The sequence below is a fragment of the Arcobacter caeni genome (assembly GCF_003063245.1).
GTDB classification, from domain to species: domain Bacteria; phylum Campylobacterota; class Campylobacteria; order Campylobacterales; family Arcobacteraceae; genus Aliarcobacter; species Aliarcobacter caeni.
In genome coordinates this window covers 104321-127948 of sequence record NZ_MUXE01000002.1, presented here as the reverse complement: position 1 = coordinate 127948, position 23628 = coordinate 104321, and the positions used below count along the sequence as shown (strand labels likewise).

At 27.2% G+C, this 23628-nt stretch carries 25 protein-coding genes; 12 read left to right on the top strand and 13 right to left on the bottom strand.

The features are described 5' to 3' along the window. From B0174_RS01980 to B0174_RS01945, 8 genes are read right to left on the bottom strand one after another with little or no spacing between them, the layout of a single operon-like run. Entirely contained in the window at positions 1-1707 is a 1707-nt protein-coding gene (locus B0174_RS01980; protein ID WP_108557967.1) for a proline--tRNA ligase, read from the bottom strand. 16 nt (positions 1708-1723) lie between these two features. Next, entirely contained in the window at positions 1724-3022 is a 1299-nt protein-coding gene (hemA, locus tag B0174_RS01975; RefSeq protein WP_108557966.1) for a glutamyl-tRNA reductase, read from the bottom strand. Continuing rightward, the gene (locus B0174_RS01970; protein ID WP_108557965.1) at positions 3023-3922 is read right to left on the bottom strand and encodes a polyprenyl synthetase family protein; all 900 of its coding nucleotides are present in this window, start codon (positions 3920-3922) and stop codon (positions 3023-3025) included. It lies immediately after the preceding gene. 13 nt (positions 3923-3935) lie between these two features. After that, a complete protein-coding gene (locus B0174_RS01965; protein WP_108557964.1) occupies positions 3936-4238 on the bottom strand; it encodes a DUF2018 family protein in 303 nt (100 codons plus the stop codon). 45 nt (positions 4239-4283) lie between these two features. After that, positions 4284-5585, bottom strand: a complete 1302-nt coding sequence (gene hisD / locus B0174_RS01960) for a histidinol dehydrogenase (protein WP_108557963.1) — start codon at positions 5583-5585, stop codon at positions 4284-4286. After that, positions 5586-6095: a shikimate kinase gene (locus B0174_RS01955; protein ID WP_108557962.1), complete on the bottom strand. Its 510-nt coding sequence runs from the start codon at positions 6093-6095 to the stop codon at positions 5586-5588. A 21-nt stretch (positions 6096-6116) separates the two neighbouring features. Continuing rightward, positions 6117-8045, bottom strand: coding sequence for a sensor histidine kinase (locus B0174_RS01950; protein WP_108557961.1), 1929 nt, complete (start codon positions 8043-8045; stop codon positions 6117-6119). Between the two features lie 19 nt (positions 8046-8064). Continuing rightward, complete coding sequence (locus B0174_RS01945; RefSeq protein ID WP_108557960.1) at positions 8065-8925, bottom strand: 1-aminocyclopropane-1-carboxylate deaminase; 861 nt, start codon at positions 8923-8925, stop codon at positions 8065-8067. A 63-nt stretch (positions 8926-8988) separates the two neighbouring features. Here B0174_RS01945 and B0174_RS01940 point away from each other — a divergent pair, with 63 nt between their 5' ends. The 3 genes from B0174_RS01940 to B0174_RS01930 all read left to right on the top strand — a co-directional run bounded on the left by B0174_RS01940 (position 8989) and on the right by B0174_RS01930 (position 10293). Beyond that, positions 8989-9462: a MotA/TolQ/ExbB proton channel family protein gene (locus tag B0174_RS01940; RefSeq protein ID WP_108557959.1), complete on the top strand. Its 474-nt coding sequence runs from the start codon at positions 8989-8991 to the stop codon at positions 9460-9462. Between the two features lies 1 nt (position 9463). Next, on the top strand, positions 9464-9856 hold the full coding sequence (locus tag B0174_RS01935; RefSeq protein WP_108558068.1) for an ExbD/TolR family protein: 393 nt from the start codon (positions 9464-9466) through the stop codon (positions 9854-9856). A 218-nt stretch (positions 9857-10074) separates the two neighbouring features. Then, entirely contained in the window at positions 10075-10293 is a 219-nt protein-coding gene (locus B0174_RS01930) for a cold-shock protein (RefSeq protein WP_108557958.1), read from the top strand. Positions 10294-10344: 51 nt separating this feature from the next. On the opposite strand, the gene B0174_RS01925 is transcribed toward B0174_RS01930, so the two are convergent. Continuing rightward, positions 10345-10719 carry a DUF779 domain-containing protein gene (locus B0174_RS01925; RefSeq protein WP_108557957.1) on the bottom strand — a complete coding sequence of 125 codons (375 nt, stop codon included), beginning with the start codon at positions 10717-10719 and terminating at the stop codon, positions 10345-10347. An 81-nt stretch (positions 10720-10800) separates the two neighbouring features. Further along, positions 10801-12297, bottom strand: a complete 1497-nt coding sequence (locus B0174_RS01920; RefSeq protein WP_108557956.1) for an aldehyde dehydrogenase family protein — start codon at positions 12295-12297, stop codon at positions 10801-10803. 219 nt (positions 12298-12516) lie between these two features. On the opposite strand from B0174_RS01920, the gene B0174_RS01915 reads away from it, so the two are divergent. Genes B0174_RS01915 through B0174_RS01905 form a run of 3 tightly spaced genes read left to right on the top strand, consistent with a single transcriptional unit; the run spans position 12517 to position 15568 of the window. Then, complete coding sequence (locus tag B0174_RS01915; protein ID WP_165790377.1) at positions 12517-14424, top strand: FIST N-terminal domain-containing protein; 1908 nt, start codon at positions 12517-12519, stop codon at positions 14422-14424. Next, entirely contained in the window at positions 14421-15080 is a 660-nt protein-coding gene (locus B0174_RS01910; RefSeq protein ID WP_108557955.1) for a response regulator transcription factor, read from the top strand. The genes B0174_RS01915 and B0174_RS01910 overlap by 4 nt, the downstream gene beginning before the upstream one ends. A gap of 47 nt (positions 15081-15127) precedes the next feature. Then, positions 15128-15568 carry a YtoQ family protein gene (locus B0174_RS01905; RefSeq protein WP_108557954.1) on the top strand — a complete coding sequence of 147 codons (441 nt, stop codon included), beginning with the start codon at positions 15128-15130 and terminating at the stop codon, positions 15566-15568. Between the two features lie 7 nt (positions 15569-15575). On the opposite strand, the gene pqqC is transcribed toward B0174_RS01905, so the two are convergent. Continuing rightward, positions 15576-16310, bottom strand: coding sequence for a pyrroloquinoline-quinone synthase PqqC (gene pqqC, locus B0174_RS01900; RefSeq protein WP_108557953.1), 735 nt, complete (start codon positions 16308-16310; stop codon positions 15576-15578). Positions 16311-16430: 120 nt separating this feature from the next. Between pqqC and B0174_RS01895 the strand changes: the two genes are divergently transcribed. The 6 genes from B0174_RS01895 to B0174_RS01870 are packed head-to-tail and all read left to right on the top strand — an operon-like array spanning position 16431 to position 22252. Then, entirely contained in the window at positions 16431-17348 is a 918-nt protein-coding gene (locus tag B0174_RS01895) for a peptidase U32 family protein (protein WP_108557952.1), read from the top strand. Beyond that, positions 17341-18318 carry a peptidase U32 family protein gene (locus B0174_RS01890; protein ID WP_108557951.1) on the top strand — a complete coding sequence of 326 codons (978 nt, stop codon included), beginning with the start codon at positions 17341-17343 and terminating at the stop codon, positions 18316-18318. The genes B0174_RS01895 and B0174_RS01890 overlap by 8 nt, the downstream gene beginning before the upstream one ends. After that, positions 18315-19442 (top strand): pyrroloquinoline quinone biosynthesis protein PqqE, encoded by a 1128-nt coding sequence (gene pqqE / locus B0174_RS01885; RefSeq protein WP_108557950.1) that lies wholly within the window; start codon positions 18315-18317, stop codon positions 19440-19442. The genes B0174_RS01890 and pqqE (B0174_RS01885) overlap by 4 nt, the downstream gene beginning before the upstream one ends. Further along, positions 19429-20346, top strand: a complete 918-nt coding sequence (locus B0174_RS01880; RefSeq protein WP_108557949.1) for a branched-chain amino acid transaminase — start codon at positions 19429-19431, stop codon at positions 20344-20346. Before pqqE (B0174_RS01885) ends, B0174_RS01880 begins: the two co-directional genes overlap by 14 nt. Positions 20347-20360: 14 nt before the next feature. Further along, a complete protein-coding gene (locus tag B0174_RS01875) occupies positions 20361-21326 on the top strand; it encodes a peptidase U32 family protein (protein ID WP_108557948.1) in 966 nt (321 codons plus the stop codon). 11 nt (positions 21327-21337) lie between these two features. Beyond that, on the top strand, positions 21338-22252 hold the full coding sequence (locus B0174_RS01870; RefSeq protein ID WP_108557947.1) for a PAS domain-containing protein: 915 nt from the start codon (positions 21338-21340) through the stop codon (positions 22250-22252). Between the two features lie 18 nt (positions 22253-22270). On the opposite strand, the gene pqqE (B0174_RS01865) is transcribed toward B0174_RS01870, so the two are convergent. Further along, on the bottom strand, positions 22271-23371 hold the full coding sequence (pqqE, locus tag B0174_RS01865; protein WP_108557946.1) for a pyrroloquinoline quinone biosynthesis protein PqqE: 1101 nt from the start codon (positions 23369-23371) through the stop codon (positions 22271-22273). After that, the gene (pqqD, locus tag B0174_RS01860) at positions 23364-23627 is read right to left on the bottom strand and encodes a pyrroloquinoline quinone biosynthesis peptide chaperone PqqD (protein ID WP_108557945.1); all 264 of its coding nucleotides are present in this window, start codon (positions 23625-23627) and stop codon (positions 23364-23366) included. The genes pqqE (B0174_RS01865) and pqqD overlap by 8 nt, the downstream gene beginning before the upstream one ends. Position 23628: the final 1 nt, after the last annotated feature.

Sequence of the window (23628 nt, the reverse complement as noted above, 5' to 3'; positions counted from 1 at the left end):
TTATTTAATTAATTCTAATATTTTTGAAACTACTGATTCAACTTTAACATCAGTTTTTTCTAAAGTTTTTCTATCAACTATTTCTACGAATCCCTCTGATAATCTTTTACCAATTATAATTGCGTATGGAAAACCAATAAGTTCAAAATCACCCATTTTAAAACCAAATCTTGCATTTATTCTATCATCTAGAAGTACTTGAACCCCAGCTGTTTTTAAATCTGTGTAAATTTTTTCACCAGCAATTGCTTCATCTTCTTTTTTAGAATTTGAAACAATTATATCAACCATAAAAGGTGCTGTTTCTTTTGTCCAAATACAACCTTTTTCATCATGGTTTTGCTCAATTACAGCAGCAACTAATCTTGAAACACCTATTCCATAACATCCCATAACAAAAGGTTTTGCTTTTCCATTTTCATCTAAAAAGTTCGCATTCATAGCACTTGAGTATTTAGTTCCAAGTTGGAAAATATGTCCAGCTTCTATTCCTTTTGTATATTTTAAAGTTCCACCACAACAAGAACAACTATCATTTTCTTGAACTGCAACTAAATCAAAATATTTAACATCATTTAGTGTTGATAAATCTGTATTTATTAAATGATAATTTATTTCATTAGCTCCACTTGCCAATCCTTTTGCATTTTTGATTTCATTATCAACTACAAAAGTAATATTTGAAGGAAGTCCAAAAACTCCACAATAACCAGCGATTAATCCAGCTTCATTTATCTCATTTTCAGAAGCATCATCTAATTCTAAAGCACTAACAGCATTACAAGCTTTTGTCTCTTCAAGTTCATCATCACCTCTTAAAAAGAAAACAACAATTTTTGTTTTATCTTCATAAATAGCTTTTTTTATAACTGCTTTAATTGTTTGTGATTTTGAAATATTTAAAAAATTAGCAACTTCTTCAATTGTTTTTGTATCAATAGTTTCTACTTTTTTCAATTCTTTAGAATTTGAATAATCAAAAACTCTTGGTTTTCTAGTAGCTGCTTCAATATTTGCACCATATTCACAATCAGGACAAACAACTATTGTATCTTCTCCTGAGTCTGCTAAAACATGAAATTCTTTAGAACCACTTCCACCAATTGCTCCTGAATCAGCAGCAACTACTCTAAAATCTAAACCTAATCTTGTATAAATCTTTTTATATGTACTTTCCATAAGATTAAATTCTCTTACTAAATCTTCTTCACTAGAGTGAAAAGAATAGCCATCTTTCATTAGGAATTCTCTTCCTCTCATAAGACCAAATCTAGGTCTTGCTTCATCTCTAAATTTTATATTTATTTGATAAAGATGAATTGGTAAATCTTTATAAGAAGTAATTCTATTTTTTACCATATTTACAACTGACTCTTCATTTGTAGGAGATAAAACAAAATTTGTATTCTTTCTATCTTTAAATCTAAGCATTTCAGAACCCATAGTATTAGCTCGTCCTGATTCTTCCCAAAGTGATAACGGAGTTACAAAACCAAACTGAACTTCATTTGCTCCTGCATTATCCATCTCTTCTTTTACGATAGCTCTAATTTTATCTAAAACAATTTTTCCCAATGGCATAAAATCATAAATACCAGCACCAGTTTGAGCTATAAATCCACCTCTTACTAAAAACTGATGAGATGGAAGAGTTGCATCATTTGGTGTTTCTTTAGTTGTTGGAATAAAAAGTTTACTAAATTTCATTAATCATTTTCCTATTTTAATTTTTTATTAAATGTTCACATTTATATTTAATTGGTGTACTTGAATCGTTTTTTAATCCAAACATACTTTGAACAGCTCCAACTACAATATCACACTCCATATTTCTTGAAATATCTTTTAATTGTTTTGATGGTTTATGTAAATATTCAGTTATTATTGTTTGACAAAGCTTTCTAATATTTTCTTCATCATCTGCTTTTATAAAACCTTTTTTTATAGCCGTTTTTAATTTTTTGTCAATTATTGATTCACCTTTAACATAAAGATGTTTTACAACAGGTTCAATTTCTAAAGACTTTAACCATTCAAAAAACTCTACTGACATACGACTTACAATTGCATATGCTGTTTTAGCTTGTTCTGCTCGTAAACTCATATTTTCATTCACTATATCTTGTAAATCATCAACTGAATAAATTCTTAAATCATTAAGACAAATATTTTCATCAATATCTCTAGGAACTGCTATGTCAAACCAGTATCTTTCAATTGATGAACTTGGAGCATTTTCTTTTGTAATTACTGGATATGGAGCTGATGTTGCTGTTATCATTACAGGTGTTTTTGCTAATAAATTTGTAAGTTCACTATAAGGTTCAACACGAATATTAGCCTCAAAACTTGAAGCTAATATTTGAGCTTTTTTAATATCTCTACTTGTTAATATTACATCAAAACCAGAAGAAACAAGATGTTTAATTGTAAGTTCACTCATTTCTCCTGCTCCAATAACTAAAGCTTTTACACCTTTTGTATTGCCTATTATATCTTTTGCTTTTGCAACAGCAGTTGAAGCCACAGAAACAGAACCTGTTCCTAAAGAAGTAGCAGTTCTTACATTTGCAGCACATTTAAAAGCATAATGCATTACTCTTATTATGTTTGAAGAACAGTAATTTTTTGCTTGTGAAAATCTAAAAGCATCTTTTAATTGCCCAACGATTTGCGTTTCGCCAATTACCAAAGAATCAAGTGCTGAAGCCACCGAAAATAGATGATGAACAGCTCCATCATTATCATAAATATCTGCTCTTTCATACAAAATATCAAAATCAAGTCCAGAATATGAAGCCAATTTTTCAATAATATTCTTAGCACTTACTTTAATATTTGATGACCTTGTAATAATTTCAACTCTATTACAAGTTGATAATAAAACAACTTCTTTTGTATATTCATTTTCTAAAAGTACTTTTATAAATCTATCTTTATCTTCAACACTACCAAAAGCTAATTTTTCTCTCATTTTAATATCAATATTTTTGTGAGAAAAACTAATTATTAAGTAACTCATCTAAAACTCTCTTTCAATCATTGCTTTCATAATAAATATTAAAGTTTCACTATCATTTTCATCTTTTACAGCATCAATCGCAATATTTCCTATTTGTTTTGCTAAAGTAATTGAATCTTCTAAAGCTTTTGTAATAGTCATTTGCTCTTTAATCCATAAACTTTCATCGTTAGTTAACTCTTTTTTATATAAAGCTTCTAATTTTGTTTTATTTTCTATTCTTTCGTGAAGTAAAAGATAAGGGATGGTTACTTTCCCCTCAACAAAATCTAACATTGCTGGTTTTCCCAAAGTTTTTGAATCTTGTGTAATATCCAAAATATCATCAACCATTTGAAAAGCAAGTCCTAGATTTTTTCCATATAAAGCATATTTATTTTCATCTTTTTTTGACAAAATCGCTGCTGCTTTAGCAGAAGCTTCAATTAAAGATGCTGTTTTTTTATAAATCATATCAAGATATTTGTCGTAAGACTTGTTAAAAGTATTTGTTAAATCAACATCCATCATCTCACCAATACTTAAAAGTGTTACAGCATTTGAGATTGTATATGCAATATTTTTATCCATTTGAGATAATTCTGTAAATGCTCTTGAATACAAAATATCTCCAAACATTATAGATGTTTTATTGTCATAAAGTGCATTTACACTAGGCTGACCTCTTCTTGTATTAGCTTCATCTATTACATCATCATGTAAAAGTGATGCTGCATGAATCATCTCTACGATTGCACAAAGTTTTATACTTTCTAGTGAAACTCCAGCAATTTTTAAAATAAGTTTAGATCTTAACATCTTTCCAGTTGCTAATTTTTCTAAAAGCTCTAAACTTTTTTGATGATTACAAACACTTACAAATTCTCTTATTTGATTTTTTACTTTTTCTAATTCTTCCACTTAAATCTTTACCTTATGAGTCTAATCTACAGATGATTTCACCAGTAAATTCCACATATAAACCTTTTTTCATAGCTTTTACTTCTGCCATATTATCTAAAGTATAGTCTTGAATGTATTGATTAATATCAAAGCTTTCACCTTTTCCTTCACTAATAATCATTTCTAAAACTGCTAATTTTTCAATAATTTTATCAATCTCTTCTTCAACTATATCTTTTGAAGCTTCTCTTGAAACATCAAAAAACTTTGATTTTGGGCTTCCCATAAAAATATCATCTTCATCTTCATTAAACCAATCTTTAAATGATGCCATTTATAATTTCCTCTTTAATCTTTATATTTTTTAATTTAATTCTTATTATTTATTGTTATTTTCTAATCTTACTCTAACAGCTTTTGCATGAGCTGTTAAACCTTCTGTATCAGCAAGTAAGGCACAAGCTTCACCTAATTCATTTATAGCATTTTTTGAAAAATTAATTATTGAGCTTTTTTTCATAAAATTTTCCACATTTAAAGGACTATAAAATTTTGCTGTACTTCCTGTTGGAAGTGTATGATTTGGACCAGCTAAATAATCACCAATTGGTTCAGGAGTATTTTCACCTAAGAAAATCGCACCTGCGTGTTTAATATATGGTAAAAGTTCAAATGCATTTTTTGTCATAACTTCTAAGTGTTCAGGTGCAATTTCATTCATAAGAGCTATTGCTTCTTCCATAGAAGAGGCAACTATAATAGCCCCTCTATCTTCGATTGATTTTCGTGCAATTGTTTCTCTACTTAAAGTTTTTAAGTACTTTTCAACTTCCTTACTTGTAAGAAAAGCTACCTCATCACAAGTTGTAATCATAATTGAACTTGCCATCTCATCGTGTTCAGCTTGTGATAATAAATCAATTGCTAAATAGTGAGGTTTTGCTGTTTCATCTGCAAGAATTCCAATTTCACTAGGACCTGCAATCATATCAATATTTACTTCACCAAATACAAGTTTTTTTGCAGTTGCCACAAAAATATTCCCTGGACCTGTAATTACATCAACTTTTGGAATAGTTTGTGTTCCATATGCCATTGCAGCAATTGCTGATGCACCACCAACTTTATATGCTTTTGTTATTCCACATAAATGACAAGCAGCTAATAAAAGCTCATTTATTTCATTATTTGGAGTTGGTGTACAAACAACTATTTCTTTTACACCAGCTACGATTGCTGGAATTGCATTCATTAAAAGTGAACTAGGATATGCAGCTTTTCCACCTGGAATATAAAGCCCTGCTCTATCAACAGCACTCACTTTTTGTCCTAAAATAGTTCCATTTGCTTCAAAATCTAACCATGATTTTGGAATTTGTTTTTCGTGATAAGTTTTGATTCTATTATAAGCAATATGTAAAGCATCTCTTAATTTTTCATCAATATTGTCATAAGCTTTTTTCATATCAGCAGGATTTATCATTAAATCTTCATCTGATTTAACTTCCCATTTATCAAACTTTTCAATATGTCTTTTTAAAGCAGTGTTTCCATCAAGTACAATTTCATCAATAATATTCATAACAATTGTTGAAACACCTTTGATGTCACTTTTTGCTCTGGCTAAAATTCCATCAAATTCAGTTTTGAAATTTGTATCTTTTGTATTAATTATTTTCATTTATATTTGTCCTAAAATCTCTTTTACAATATCTTTTATATCTTTATTTTCAACATCAACTATAATTTTTGCAACTTTTTCATACTCTTTTGCTCTTAAATTATAAAGTTTTAAAGCCTCTTCCATATTTTGTAAAAGTGGTCTTTTTTTCAATTTATTTTCTGCATTTGGTGCATTATTTATTCTGTCTAAAATACCTTGGAATGATGATTTTAAATAAACAACTTTTCCAATTTTATTTATATTTTCTTGTTTATAAAATCCACCACCTGTTGAAATAATTGTGTCAAAAACACTTTTTTCCAACCATAAAGCAGCCTTTTTTTCTAAATTTCTAAAATATGGCTCTCCCTCAACTTCAAAAATCTTTTTGATTCTTCGGTTTTCCATACTTTCAATTAAATCATCAGTATCAATAGCAAACATATTTGATTTTTTAACCAATGCACGAGCTACTGTACCCTTACCAACACCCATAAAACCTATTAATATTATATTGTTCTTTTTCATAGTTTTGGATTATATCTAAACTTATTTAAATATTTTTTGTTTATTAGGAAATATTATTGAAAAATTAGCTCCAGCGTAATTATTTTCTTTATAAAGATAATTTTCATTTTTAACACTAAGATTCCCTTTCATATGTTTTTCTATAATTTCTTTTGACATATAAAGACCAATTCCTGTGCCTTTTGATTTAAATTTAGTTGTAAAATATGGTTCAAACACTCTATTTATAATATCTTTTTCAATTCCACCTGCATTATCTTTTATACTAATTATTATTTCATCTCGTGTAATTTTTGTATCAATAAATATATATTTTTTCTCAAACTCTTTTCTTTCAAATTCATCTTTTGAATTATTTAAAATATTTATTATTACTTGTAAAAACTCATTTTCCATTCCAAAAATAGTAACATCATCAATATCTTTTATTACTTGAATATCTTTTAAATGCAATTGAGGTTCCAATAAATCTGAAACTTTTTCAAAAACATTTCTAAGATTAAAATCTCTAGCTTCTTTTTTAGGATTAAAATAATCCCTAAAATCATCAATAGTTTGTGATAAATATTTTGTAGTTGTGGCTATTGTATTCATTGATTTTATAACTTCTTCTTTTTTTATCTCTGAATATTCATATTGAATTTTAATTCCAGTAGAAATTGTAGAAATTGTACTTAATGGTTGTCTCCATTGATGGGCAATATTTTCAAGCATTTCTCCCATTGCTGCCATTTTTGATTGTTGGGCAAGAATAGTATCTTTTTCTCTGCTTTTTTTAATATAACTAAAAACTTGGTCTTTATATTTATAAAATCTTTTTTCAAACTTTTTTGAAATATAAAAAGAAATGACAAGAAAAATAGCTGTTAAAAAAAGGCTTATCAAAAATAAATTTATCAAATTTTTTGTATATCTATCTTTTATTTGTATTTGTTTTTCAATAATTTGCTTTTCTAATTCATCTGTATAAAAACCTGTCGCAATTGCCCAATCCCAATCTTTAAAACCTTTTACATAGGTTATTTTCTCAGATGAAAGTTTTGTTTCTGGTTTTACTGTTGCAATATATTTCAAATATCCACTATTACCATTTTTTGCAAGTTCTACAATCTCTTTTGTAATCATAAATCCATTTTTATCTTTTAATTCTATTCTATTTAATCCATTATAAGATTTATCAAGATGACTTAAATATAATCCATCTTTATCAACAACAAAAACATAACCATTCTTATCATATTTAATAGTTGAAACATAAGATAAAACTTCTTCTTTTGTTATATTTTCAAAATCATTTAAATACTCACCTGTTCCTATAATAAAATTATATGGTTCAAAAATTTTATTAAAAGTGATTTTTTTATATTGACGATTTGGATTTTCTGGTTTCTGCCAATAGATTGTTGTAAAAGACTCTTTTTTATTTTTTAAATTTTTTATTACATCTTGTAAAACAAAATTTCCAAAACTATCTTTATAATTAATAGCCGATTTATTTTCAAATTCTGGGTTAATAGGATGAAGAATATTAATTCCTTCCATACTATTTATATAAAAATATCCACGATTATCATTAAATCTAATAGCTCTTAAAGAATCTTTTATTCTATTAATAATTTGTTCTTTACTCTCTTTATCTTTATATTTTTCATAAATATAATTGGCCAAAGAAGAAGCTTCTTCAACTCTTGCTTTTAGGTTTTTTCTTAAATCTTCTTCACTATTTAGTTTTTTATGTTCAATATAATCAAAAACTTTTTGTACTTCATTTTTTATAATTTCTCTATTTTTCTCTAAATAATCTTTTTGTAAATTTTCTAAATCTTGTTTTAAAGAGATATTCTTTTCAATAGATAAAAGAGTAGTAATAATAAGACAAATAATTCCTACTATAAAAATAGGCGTATATTTAATAAATTTAATAAGTTTGATTTCTTTTTTTGATAACATAATGGAATACTATCTTTTTTTATATTAAAGAATATTTGTGTTTATATCTATCATACATTGATTCATTTCCAATAATTCCACCTTGATGAATATATAAAAAAGTTGTATTTTCTTCTTTTAATTGTTTCACATAATTTTCAAAACAAATCCAACCTAAACTATCATAAAGAAAATCAAACTCTATTTTTGTTTGATTTAAAAGTTCATTATGTATTTCATAAAACTCTTTATAAAGCTTACCAAAATAGTATTTTTTATCTGTTTTTATAATTGTTGGATGATAATTCTTTTCAAGAGATTCAAACTGTTTTATCAAATATTCTTCATTTCCAACACAAGCACAAGTTAATACTTCAAAAGGAAGAAATTTTTGTAAAAAAAGAGCTGTAGTTCCAGTACCACTTGGAAGAAAAATTTTTATATTTTTTATATTATTTTGATTTATCCAAAGTTTTATCTCATTGGCTAAAATTTCTATACCGTAAGCTGCTTGCGCTAATGCTCCACCTTCATTTATAAATAAAGTTTCTTTATCAAAAAAATCTGGTAGTTTACTTTCTATTATATTCATTGAATTTTTTATTGCATATTTATAATTTCCACTTGGATTTTCTTTTAAAAATGATGCTGTATGGTCAACATAATAATCAAATTGCCAATTTTTTAATTTACATAAAACAGATAAAGAATACATCGCATTTGATTGGCTTGAGCCATGCGATACTACTTTTTTTATATTAGGAAAATCATTTATTAAGTAATAATAAAATTTTCTAGCTTTATTTCCAGAGAAATCAGGATTTAATAAATCATCTCTTTTTATAAAATATTTTTGTTTGTTAAAAGTTACTTCGTGAATTTGTGAATTTGTGTAGTTCATGGCTAAATTGTACCATCTATTAATAAAAATTTTGTACAATACAAAAAAATGATTGGGGTTAATATGAATTTAATGAGTTATATAGATAAGGGTGGAATTATTGTTTATATTTTAATTATATTAAATATAATTGGATTTACTATAATCTTATGGAAAGCCTTCACACTTCCTAGAAAAAATAAAATACTTTCTGATATAAAAAGAAAAATAACTCAAGAAACATCTGTTCCTGCTCAAATTGAATATGAAGTAAAAAAACTAGAAAGCGGACTTACTGTTATAAAAAATATTGCAATTATCTCTCCTTTATTAGGTCTTTTAGGAACAGTTATTGGAGTTTATATATCTTTTGAAGAAATTACAGTAAAAGGATTAGGTGATCCAACTATTTTTTCAAGTGGAATAGGAATAGCCTTAATCACTACAATTGCTGGAATTATTGTAGCAATTCCTCATCAAATTGCTTACAATCACTTTATTGTAATGATTGATAATATAGAACTAAAAGCAAAAAAAGAGCTAGTTGGAAATAACTAAAATGAAAAGAAGAGAATCATTAGGTTTAGATTTAACACCTGTTATTGATGTTGTTTTTATTCTTTTAATATTTTTCATAGTAACTTCTGTTTTTAAGAAAGAAGAACTAGCACTTATCTTAGATTTACCAACATCAAATGCAAAAGAAATGAAAATTGATGATGAACAAATTTTTATTGAACTTAGTAAAAATAAATTAGCTATTAAAGGTATCGAAGTATCTTTTGCATCTTTAGAAGATAATCTAAAAGCTATAAAAAACAAAGAAAAAGCCGTAATTGTAAGGATTGATAAAAAAGTAGAGTATGAAAGAGTAGTAAAAATATTAGATTTATTACAAAAGTATGATCTGAAAAACCTAGCTTTAGTGACAAATGAAGAGGCAAAAAAATAGATATTTTTATAAAAAAGAAAAAAAATTTATGAAAAAAGTTTTTTTTTTAATTTTTGTGCTATAATTTCTGTATTGAATGATGGTTTAGGGTTCATCTATAGTTTATGTTTTTCTTGTAACGCTAGTTTTAAGTACACTCAATCTAAAGAATTCTCAATTTTATATCTTCAACACTTTAGAAATGAAGTATATTTTAACAAAAAAGAAAAGGAGTTACAATGGCAACATTAGTAAACGGAACAGTAAAATGGTTTAATAGCGAAAAAGGTTATGGTTTTATCGAGCAAGAAAATGGTGGTAAAGATGTATTCGTACATTACAGAAACATCAACAATTCTGGTTATGGAAGAGTTTCATTAAATGACGGTCAAAAAGTAACTTTTGAAGTTGGTCAAGGTGAAAAAGGTTTACAAGCAGAAAACGTTACAGCTTTATAATTTTAGCTTTACTGTTTAAAAAGGGAAAGAGTTTTACTCTTTCCCTTTTTTTTAATCTATTTTTTCTAAAGAAGCATATTCTTCATCAGTAAAGATTCTTGATTTTGTAATAAACTGATAACCCAAGTCTATTTCTAGAGAAAATGAATTCCCAAAAGCAGCTTTTTCTTCTCGAACATCTATAGTAATAAAAGAGTGTTTAAAATATTCAAATTGGTCTTTATCTATAAAAAACTCACAACCACAAATTTCACCCATTTTTACATTTCGACTAGGAACATAAAAATCACCTTTTTCATAACACATAGGAGCAGTTCCATCACAGCAACCACCACTTTGGTTAAATACTAATTCACCATGTAACTCTTTTAATTTTTCTATAACTTCTGCAGCGGCAGGTGTTACATCTACTCTTTGTGTTGACATTTTATATCCTTTACACAACGAAAAAAACCCATAGAGGAGAACTTTCTATGGGTTTTTGCGATTTTCTTCTAGAATTAAATCCTAAAAGAATCCTAATTTATTTTTATTGTAAGAAGTTAAAATATTTTTTGTATGTCTGTAAGAGTTTAACATCATCATATGAGTTTCTCTTCCGATACCTGATTTTTTGTATCCACCGAATGATGCATGTGATGGATAGATATGATAACAATTTACCCAAACTCTACCAGCTTCAATTCCTCTTGAGAATTTATGTAATTGGTGAGCATCTCTTGACCAAACACCTGAACCTAAACCATAAATAGTATCATTTGCAATTGCTAATGCTTCTTCTTCATCTTTAAAAGTTGTAACTGCTAGAACTGGACCAAAAATTTCTTCTTGGAAAATTCTCATTTTGTTGTGACCTTTAAATAAAGTTGGTTGAATATAAAAACCATTTGGATTAGTTTCTGATTCGTAAACATCACCACCGATTAATAATTCAGCACCCTCTTCTTTACCAATTTTGATATATTCAGTAATTTTTTCTTTTTGATTTAAAGAACATTGAGCACCCATCATACAATCTGTATCTAAAGGATTTCCTAATTTAATAGCTTTTACTCTTTCAAGTACTCTTGCCATAAATGGCTCATAAATTGACTCTTGAATTAATGCTCTTGACGGACAAGTACAAACTTCTCCTGAATTAAATGCAAATAAAACTAAACCTTCAATTGCTTTATCAAAGAATTCATCATCCGCGTCCATGATTGATTCTAAGAAAATATTTGGTGATTTTCCACCAAGTTCTAAAGTTGAAGGAATAATATTTTCAGTTGCATATTGCATAATTAATTGGCCAGTTGTAGTTTCACCTGTGAATCCTACTTTTTTTACTAATTCATGTGTTGATAAATATTTACCAATTTTTCCACCTGCACCATTAATGATGTTAATAACACCCTTTGGTAATACTGATTGAATTGTTTCCATTAGAATTAAAATTGACATAGGAGTAGCACTTGCTGGTTTCATTACAACACAATTTCCAGCAGCTAATGCAGGTGCTAATTTCCAAGCAGCCATTAATAATGGAAAATTCCAAGGAATGATTTGAGCAACAACACCAAATGGCTCATGAATTTCTTGTGAAATTGTATTTTCATCTATATCAGAAACTGTTCCAGATTCTGCTCTTATAACTGATGCAAAATATCTAAAATGATCCACAACTAATGGAACATCAGCAGCTAGTGTTTCTCTAACTGCTTTTCCATTATCTAAAGTTTCTGCAATTGCAATATTTACTAAATTTGATTCAATTGCATCTGCAATTTTATTTAATAAAGTACTTCTTTCAACAACTGATGTATGTTTGAATGATTGAAATGCTTTATCAGCAGCTAAAATAGCAGCTTCACAATCTTTTTCATTTGATCTTGGAATTCTTGTTAAAACTTCACCATCAACTGGAGAAATATTGTCAAAATACTCACCACTAATTGGAGCTAGCCATTCTCCACCAATGAAGTTTTCATATTGTGCTTTATATGTTGGTTTACTATAGATCATTTTATACCCTTTTTATTTATTTTTTTTTGGAAAAAGTCGTTAATTTTATTAACTTATCTTTTCGCTTAATGAAATTCTACACGAGAAGTATAGCGTGAATAAAGCTATAGTATAGCATGAGTATAGCAGTGATTAGATTTGTTACAAATCACTTTATTTTCGTGCTTTTTAAGAGTTTTTTTTCTTTGTATTTTTAAAAATATCTGCTAGACTTTTTCTATGAAAACATTTAATTACACACTAAATCAAAAACCAATCGAAAGAATAATAGATTTCTCTATTTTTAAGAATGAGAAAAATTTATTAATCCAAATATTTTGTGGAGAAAAAAAAGATATTTTAGAATATATCTTAAATGTAATCGCAAAAGAGTTACCACAAGCTATTTGTATAGGTTCATCGACAGATGGGGAAATAAATGATTCGCAAATTACTACATTAAATACAGTGGTTGCAATTTCTATATTTGAAAAAACCACATTAAAAATCGTTTCAGTAGATGAAATTGACTCTTTTTCAAATGGTGTAAAATTAGCCTCAGCACTTTGTAGTGAAGAAACCAAACTATTAATTACATTTACAGATGGAGAAAAAACAAATGGTGAAGAATTTTTAAATGGAATTAGCTCAATCAATGATAAAATAATTGTATGTGGTGGAATGGCCGGTGATAATGCTGATTTTATGCAAACATTTATTTCTTGTCAAAATAAAATATTAACACAAGGAGCAGTTGGAGTTTCTTTGAACTCAACATCTTTAAAAGTTACTAATGCCTATAATTTTAATTGGTCACCTATTGGAATTGAGCATGAAATTGAAGAGGTTGAGGGAAATAGAGTTTATAAAATTTCAGGACTTACTCCTTTAGATTTTTACGAAAAATACTTAGGTACTTATGTAGCTAGTTCACTTCCTGCAACCGGAATTGAATTTCCATTAATTGTACAAAAAAATAAAATTCCAATTGCAAGAGCAGTTATTGCAAAACATGAAGATGGAAGTTTAAGTTTTGCAGGAAATCTTCACAAAGGAGATATTGTAAAACTAGGATTTGGAAATGTTGAATTAATTATGAATAATCCTTTGAAGTCCTTATTTACAAAAGGTTATATAAAAGATACAGAAACTTTTTTTATATATGCATGTATGGCAAGACGAAGATATATGCCTGATTTAATAAATATAGAAATAAAACCTTTTTCAAAAATTGCGTCAACTGCTGGTTTTTTTACCTATGGGGAGTTTTATCATAATAAAGGGAAAAATGAACTTTTAAATCAAACACTAACTATATTAGCCTTAAGTGAACAAGAACAAACAACTACACAACCTGACGCAATACATGAAAATGAAAATACAAAATTAAGTGATCATGCAAAAAGTTTACAAGCATTAACACACTTAATACAACAATCCTCTACTGATTATAATATTCAATCCAAAGAGCTTGAAGAAGGTAATATTTATGCTCAAAATTTAATAACTTCTCAAAAACAGTTTTTAAAACATGCTGTTCATGAAACAAATACTCCCTTATCTGTAATTATGGGAAATATTGAAATGTTTGAAATGGAATTTGGGAAAAATAAATATCTATCTAATATTGAAGTTGCTATGAAAAATATTTTTAGTATTTATGATGATTTGAGTTATTTAGTAAAAAAAGATCAAGTAAACCAAGCATCACATAAAATAGATTTAGTTGATTTTATAAGAGCTAGAATAGATTTTTTTTCATCTTCTGCACTAAAAGTAAAATCTGAATTTAAATTTAAAAGCTCTAAACATAAAATTATATTAAATTTCAATGAAACAAAACTTCAAAGAATTATAGATAATAATTTAACAAATGCAATAAAATATACTCTTCCAAATGAAATTATAAATATAAAATTAGAATTACTAAATAACAATTGTGATTTTATTGTAGAAAGTAAATCTGCTCAAATTCTAGATCCTCAAAAAATATTTGAAGAATATTATAGAGAAGAAGTTTCAAAAGATGGCTTTGGTCTTGGACTAAATTTAGTAAAAAGAATTTGTAGCGAAGAAAATGTTGGAATAAAACTAGAATCAGGTAAAAATTGGGCTTCATTCACATATACATTTAAGGAAATATTATGAAAATATTATTAGTAGAAGACGATGTTATGCTAAATGAAATGATAACAGAATATATCATTTCAACAGGACATGCAATAAAAAGTGTAAAAACAGGTAGTGAATCGTTGGATATTTTAGAAAAAGAAAAATTTGATTTATTGATTTTAGATATAAATCTTCCAGATATTGATGGTTTTACTATTTTAGAAAAAATGCATGAACAAAAAAGAATGATTCCAACTATTTATATTTCAGCACTTATTGATATTGAAGATATTTCAAGGGCTTTTGATTTAGGTTGTTTTGATTATTTGAAAAAGCCATTTCATTTAAAAGAATTAACTTTAAGAATTAATAAAATTTTAAAAACAAGAATAGTTCCTCAAAGGCATAAAAGATTATCAAAACATTATAGTTTCGATTCTGAAAATATGACTCTATTATTTAATAATGAACCTCATATTTTGCCAAAAAGACAACTTCAAATAATAGAACTTTTAGCTCTAAATAGAAGTTTAGTTGTGCAATATGATATGTTTAGAGAGTATGTTTGGAATGATGATTATATTGATAATGCAACTATTAGAGCTGAAGTTAATAGAGTAAAAACTGTATTAAAAGAGGATTTTATAAAAAATATTAGAGGAAGCGGATATATGATAGAAAGACCTGAATAGATTTTATACAAACAATCTTTACAATAAATATTTTTAAAAGGACTAATATGAATTACACAATATATCTTTCGGGAGAAATTCACTCTGAATGGAGAGATGAAATAATTAATGGATGTAATGAGCTAATGTTACCAATTACTTTTTTATCTGCAATAAATGATCATGAAGCTTCTGATAATGCTGGAAATATTTTAGGAGAAGAGAATAAAGCATTTTGGAAAGACCATAAAAGTGCTAAAATTAATGTACTAAGAACAAAAACTCTAATTCAAAAAGCAGATATAGTAATTATTAGATTTGGAGAAAAATATAAACAATGGAATGTAGCATTCGATGCAGGAATTTGCACAGCACTAAACAAGCCATATATTACTCTTCATTCTGAAGAATTAATTCACCCACTAAAAGAAGTAGATGCAGCATCTTTAGCATGGGCAACAAATACTTCTCAAATAGTAAAAATTTTAGAATATACCACTAGAAAATAATTCTATTTTATTCTATAAGATATTTAGTATTTGAGTTTTTAATGTTAAAATAAGGCTCTTTATTTAACTCATATGCTAAATACATATAATCTAGCATTGTCCATAAAACATCTAATTTAAATTTTAAGATTTTGAATACTTCTTTCTGTAATTCATAAGTATTAAAATGATTTAATACAATATCTAAAGCATGGATATTGTCTTTTGGTGTATCATTTAATCTTTTTTTAAAATAAAGCAAAGCATTTTCATCTATCCATGGATATAATAATGGCCAAGTATCTAATCTTAACTTATGAAGTTTAATAGCAAACATTTCACTAAGAGAAGAAGCTACTGATTCTTCCCATCCTGATCTTTTTGTATAATTTAAATAAGCATCAATTGCAAATTTTACTCCTGGAAGAACATATTTAAAAGATAATAAATCATCTTTACTAAGTCCTACTGCAACGCCTAAATCAAGCCACGCATCTAATGCACCATTTGGTTTAATATGAGTCTTTACTCTTTGAATCCATAATCTTCTATGTTCTATGGGAGGATTATTAGATATTATTGCTAAATCTTTTGTAGGTATCGTATATTGATAATAAAATCTATTTGCAACCCAACCTTGCATTTGGCGTTTTGTAAAATTTCCACTATTCATTTTTTGTTGAAAAGGATGATAAAGGTGATACATATATTCCATCTCTCGCAATTTCATTTCAAACTCTTTTTTAGAATAACCATTATTCATAATCTATCCTCTTTTCTAATCATATTTTAGAATTTTACTAGATTTTTATAGCTCAAATATAGCTATATTTACGCTATAAAATTTCAGTAAAGTTTGATAAATTTATTATTGGAGTTTAAAATGATCGAACTATCAACAACAATTAGCAATTATGAGCAATTAATAAGAACAGATATTTCTTCCTATGATGCCTTATATTTGGGTGATGTTTCATGTCCTTTATATCCAAATAATTTTTGTTCTAATAGTGAAGATTTAGAAAAAACTATTAGTTATTTAAAACAATTAAATAAAAAATGTTATCTAAGGCTTTATGCAGTACCTGAAAATAAAGATATGGATTGGATGAAAGAGCTTATTAAAAGAGCTATTGAACTAAAAGTTGATGCTTTTGAAGTACATAATCTAGGAGTTCTTCTTTTATTAAGAGATTTAAACAATACTATTCCTATTCATTTTGGTGTATTTGGAAATATCTATACAATAGAGACAATAAAAGTACTTCAAAAATATGGTGTTTCAAGAGTACAACCAAGTCCTGAGTTAAGTATTGAAGAATCAATCTTCATAAAAGATGAAACTCCAATTGAAACTACTTTTGTTGTTCATGGAAAAATTCCACTTGTTGCATCAGAAACTTGTTTTATTATGGAGCAAAATGGTAATGATGAAAGTAATTGTGGTTTTGCATGTAGTAAAGACCATTGGTTAACTAGGCAACAAGGTGAATGGTCGATGAAAGATACAGGAAGAATGACGATTAGTGGTAAAGATTTATGTATGGCTGAGCATATTGTAGATTTATTAGAAAAAGGTGTCAAGAATTTTCTTATTCAAAGTCATGGAGAAAGTAGTGAGTTTATAGAAACAACAGGTGCTATTTATAAAGAGATTATTCAAAAGGCTATAAATAAAGAGGATATTTATTACACAGATAAAATTGAAATTTTATCTGCTTTAGCTCATGAAGGTTTATGCAATGGATATTATTTTGGATTAACAGGTCAAGATTATTATAAAAGAGATAGTAATGACTGAAATTCTAGCTCCAGCAGGAAGTTTAGAAATGGCAATAGCTGCAATTGATGCTGGAGCAGATGCTGTATATGCCGGTCCTAAAGGTTGGAGTAGAAGACCTATGGAATCAGAAGTAAACGATGATGAAATAGAACAAATGATTGAATATGCAAATAAATTCAATAAAAAAATAAAAATTGTAGTTAATACCTATCCTACTCCTTTTGAAATGGCTCTTTTTATAAAAAAAGTTACAAAATTTCATAATATGGGTGCATCTGGTTTTATAGTAACAGATGTAGGTATTGTAAAACTTTTAAGAGATAAATTTCCAAATACACAAATTCATGTAAGTATTGGAGCAGGAGTATCTAATGCTTTAGATGTAAAATTTTTTGAAGAAATGGGTGCTGATGTAATTGTTTTACCTTTTAGATGGAACACTGATGAATTTGAGAAAATAAAAGAAATCTCAAATATCACACTTGAAGCTTTTTTATATAATACAATTAAAACAGGCAAAATTTGCCCAGGAAATTGCATTATGAGTTCATTTTTTCAGTATAGAGATTGGTTTAAAGAAGAAGAAAAAACAAATGAATATGGAAGTGCAAATAGAGGGAGTAAAGAGTGTTATAGAATTTGTCAAGTACCTTGGGAAATAAACGATAATGCAAAAGAATCTAAATCGATTTTAAAACAAGATACAAATTTAATTCAAGAACAATTAGTTGATTTTATAAACTGCGGAGTAAAAGTTTTTAAAATCTCAGGAAGAGAAAGACCTATTGAAACTATTTGTAAAGTTATTAAGTTTTATAAAAAAGTAATTACACAAATTGAAAATGGAATTATAAAAGATTTAAGTTCTTATACAAAAGAATTAGAAGACTTAAGATATGAATGGAATAAACAAAAACAAAAAAGAGTAGCCGTTTTAATGAATAAAGCCAAATCTTATCGAAATATGGAAGGTGTAAAAAAGCTATGAATGAAATTAAAACCAAACCACCATTATGGATATTGTTAGAATTAACTCATAAATGTCCTTTAGAATGTCCTTATTGTTACAATCAACTTGATTTTGCAAAGATTGATGACAAAATGCAAAAAGAAGATTGGTTTAGAGTAATGGAACAAGCAAGAGAAATGGGAGCTGTTCAGATTGGTTTTTCAGGTGGAGAACCTTTATTAAATAAGGATTTACCTGAATTGGTTAAAAAAGCCAATGATTTAGGATTTTATACAAATTTAATCACATCAGGAGTAAGTGCTCCTATTGGAATTGTTCAAAAATTAAAAGAAGCTGGTTTAAAAACAGTTCAAATTGGTATTCAATCTCATGATAAAGATATAATTACATTACTTACTAATAATAAAACAGCCTACGAGCAAAAACAAAATTTTATAAAAGAAGTTAAAAAAGAAGGTATTCAACTAATTATTAACTCAACCATTCATAAGCTAAATATTGACCATGTTGATAAAATAATTGAATATGCAAATGATGTAGGGGCAAATTATTTAGAATTAGCAAATGTTCAATATTATGGTTGGGCATTAGAAAATATAGATAAATTATTACCCTCAAAAGAACAAATTGAAAAAGCAAGAAAAATAACCCACACTTACAGAGAAAATAAAAACAATAAAATGAAAGTATATTTTGTTGTACCAGATTATTATGAAGTAAGACCAAAAGCTTGTATGAATGGTTGGGGAACTACTTTTTTAACTATAAACCCAGAAGGAGATGCTCTTCCATGTAATATGGCAAATACTCTTCCTCTTAAATTTCCAAATGTAAAAGATTATTCTTTAGAAGAGATTTGGAATAGATCAAATTCTTTTAATTATTTCAGAGGTGATTCTTGGATGAGCGAGCCTTGTAGAACTTGTAATGAAAAAGAAAAAGATTTTGGAGGATGCAGATGCCAAGCCTTTGCACTAACAAATGATATGAATGCAACTGATCCTGTATGTGAAAAATCACAACATCATAATATAATAACAGACACTATAAATAGAGCACTAGAAACATCAAATGATGGATTAATTTATAGAAATAGAAATAATTCTATTAATTTTATTGGCAAAAATCATGCAAACTGCTAAATATATATGGATGGATGGCAAACTTTTAAAATGGGAAGATGCAAATATTCATATAACAACTCATACATTACATTATGGAAATGGTGTTTTTGAAGGTATCAGAGCATATAAAACAAAAAATGGTTTAGCAATATTTAGGCTTAAAAAACATATAAAAAGATTATTAGATTCTGCAAAAATAGTAATGATTGATAGTCCTTATTCATATAAGGAAATTAAAGATGCAATTGTAACTCTTATTAAAAAAAATGAATTTAAAAATAATATTTATATAAGACCTATTATTTATTATGCAGATGGAAATTTAGGAATATTACCAAGTGAATGCAAAGTAAGATTTTCTATTATCGCTTGGGAATGGAGTAGTCTTATCGATAAAGATGGATTAAAAACTGGTATAAAAGCAAAAATATCATCTTTTAGAAGAAATTCTATTAATTCAACCATGTCAAAAGCAAAAGCTGTATCAAATTATTTAAACTCTCAAATGTCAAAAAAAGAAGCTTTAGATTGTGGATATGATGTAGCTTTATTATTAGATGACAATGGATTTATTGCAGAAGCTAGTGGAGAATGTTTTTTTATGGTAAGAAATAAAACTTTAATTACTCCACCAAATGATAATTCACTAGAATCAATTACACAAGATACAGTTATAAAATTAGCTAAAAATATGGGTATTAAAGTTCGAAGAAGAAATATTACAAGAGATGAAGTATACATTTGTGACGAAGCTTTTTCTACAGGAACAGCTGCTGAGATTACACCTTTTTATGAAATTGACAATAGAGTTATAAATAATTCACAAACAGGAAAAATCACAAAGAAAATACAAAAGGCATATTTTAATTTAATTTATGGAAATACTTTAAAATATAATAAATATTTAACATACATATTATAAAAAAGGAGAAAATTATGGAAATCTTAGCACCAGCTGGTAATTTAGATATGGCTTATGCAGCGATAGATGCAGGAGCTGATGCAATTTATGTTGGTCCAACAGGATGGAGCAGAAGAACAAATGATTCAGAAGCTTCTGATAAAGACATTCAGCTTATGATTGATTATGCAAATAAAAATAATGCTGAAGTTAGAATTGTTATAAACACTTTTCCATCACCTTTAGAAATGAAAGCTTACTTGAAGAAAATAAGTACTTACCATCATATGGGAGCACATGGATATATTGCTTCTGATATTGGAGTTTTGAAATATTTAAAAAGTAATTTTCCTGATAGTAAAATTCATGTAAGTGTTGGTAGTGGAATTTCAAACGCAATGGATGTAAAATTTTATGAAGAATTAGGTAGTGATTTAATTGTTCTTCCTTATAGATGGGATGATAATGATTTTAAAGAAGTAAAAAAAGTCTCAAATATTGGACTTGAAACATTTTTTTATGAAACAACACAAACAGGAAAGCTCTGTCCAGGAAATTGTATTATGAGCTCTTATTTAAGCTATAGAGAAGTAAGTGAACAAGAAGAAGCAAAAAATGAAAAAGCAAGCGCAAACAGAGGAAGTAAAGAATGCTATAGAGTTTGTCAAGCTGCTTGGGATTTAAAAAGTGATGGTAAAGAAAATAAAAAAGCAAAATTAAAACATGATGCTAACTTAATGCTGAGACAATTACCTTATTTTATGAAAATAAATACAGAAGTTTTTAAAATATCTGGTAGAGAAAAACCCGTTGATTTAATACAAGATATAGTTAAATTTTACAGAAAAGTAATTGATTCATTAAAAAAGGATATTAATACAAATCTTGCTATTTATGAGGAAGAGATGCAAGAATTAGGAAATAGATGGAAAAATCAGAAAAGAAAAAGATTAGGCTCTTTAATAAATAGTACTAAAGAAGAAAAAATGAAAATTAGTTAAGGATAAAACTAATGAAAAATCTTGATAAAAATCATCCTATAGAAATTTATTTAAATGAAAATATATTAATAAAAGGGCTATTAAATCAGATTAAATATATTAATATTGAAAATGATTTTGAAACATTTTATAATATTTTCAATCATTTAAATGAAGTTGATAAACATTATACAAGAAAAGAAAATCAACTTTTCCCATATATTGAAAGATATGGTTGGGAAACAACCACTCAGTACATGTGGACTTTTCATGATCAAATAAGAGATGAATTAAAACAAATAAAAAGAAAAATCGAAGAAAATAAGTTTTCCGATATAACCTTTATGATTGAAGATTTAATTAATAATATGAATCATATGATTTTACTTGAAGAAACTACCTTGTTTCCAAATGCCATTAATTCTTTAAATAATACAGAATGGCAGGAAATAAGTATAGGAGATAAAGAAATTGGTTTTATGATTGATATTGAAGATAAGAATTTAAAAAATCTCGCAAAAACTAAAAAACTTGAAATTGAAATAGATGCTATTTCTTACGATGAAGATTTTTTAACACCAAATCAAGTAAATCTAATATTCAAACATTTACCTCTTGATATAACTTATGTAGATGAAAATGATAGAGTTGTTTTTTATAATAATGGGGATGAAAGAATTTTTCCAAGAAGTCCTGGAATAATTGGAAGAGAAGTAAAATTTTGTCATCCTCCAAAAAGTGTTGATCAAGTTTTACAAATATTAGAATCTTTTAAAAATGGGAAAAAAGATAGTGCTGAATTTTGGATAAATTTCAAGGATAAATTAATACATATTAGATTTTTTGCAATTAGGGATGAAAATAAAACCTATAAAGGAGTAATGGAAATTACTCAAGATATTACTGATATAAAAGATAGGAAAGAAGAAAAAAGACTTTTAGTTTAGAGTCAAACTCTTTAACTTTTACATAAAAGTTAAAGAGTTTAATCTATTTCTATGAATAATTTTATCTTCTGAAAAAATCATGCTATCTTCTATTTTTTTATTTATTACACCATGATTTGGTGATTTTATACACACAGGATCAGTTGCATTCATATCGCCTGTTAGGGCAAATGCTTGGCATCGGCATCCTCCAAAATCTTTCTCTTTTTCATCACAAGTTCTACACGGTTCTTGCATCCAGGAATCACCTCTGAAATAATTAAATGCTTTTGATTCATTCCATATTTCTTTTATTGAAAACTCTTTTACATTTGGAAATGTAAGTGGTAGAGTATTTGCAGTATTACAAGGAAGTGCTACACCATCAGGGTTTATAGTTAAAAATGTTGTTCCCCATCCATTCATACAGGCTTTTGGTCTTGTTGCAAAATAATCAGGAACTACAAAAAATACTTTCATATCTTTTCTTTGTTCTCTGTAATATTTTGTAACTTCTCTAGCTTTTGTGATTTGCTCTTGTGATGGAAGTAAGGCATTTACATTTTTTAGTGCCCAACCATAATACTGGATATTTGCAATCTCTAAATAATTTGCCCCTAAACTTTCAGCAAACTCGATAATTTCTCCAACTTGATGGATATTTTGTCTAGTTATACAAGTATTTACGATTAATTGAAGTCCTGCTTCTTTTATCTCTTTTGCAAAGGCAATTTTTTCATCATAGGCACTTTTATTATTTGTAATCAAAGTCATAGTGTTTTTATCATGTGATTGAATACCTAATTGCACTGTTTTAAGACCAGCCTCTTTTAGTTTTGCAACAACACCTTTTGGAGCACCAACTCCTGAAGTTATAAGATTTGTATAAAATTTTAAATCATTTGCTTTTCTTACAATTTCAACTACATCTTTGTTTAATAAAGGTTCTCCTCCACTAATTCCTAATTGAACAGCTCCCATATCTCGTGCTTGCTCCATCACTCTAAACCAATCTTCTTTGCTCATAACATCTTTTGTATTTGCAAAATCAAGTTGGTTATAACAATATGCACACTCCAAAGGGCATTTGTGTGTTAATTCTAAAAGAATCCATAACGGTGGTTTTATTTCATTATTCATAATGTATCCAATTTCTATTTTGTGCTTCTTCTAAAAAAGCATTTATATCAGCTGTTAAATCTTGCATTTCAAATTTTTTACATAAAAGTTTATTTATCTCTTCAACATCTTTTTCACCGTCACAAAGATTTAAAATTTCTCCCGCACTTTGGTTTAATTGAACCATACCTTCTGGATAAAGTAATACATAACAGTTTTGTTTTTCTTCCCATTGAAACTGGAAATTTGGATTTAGTTTTATTTTTTTATTTTCCATT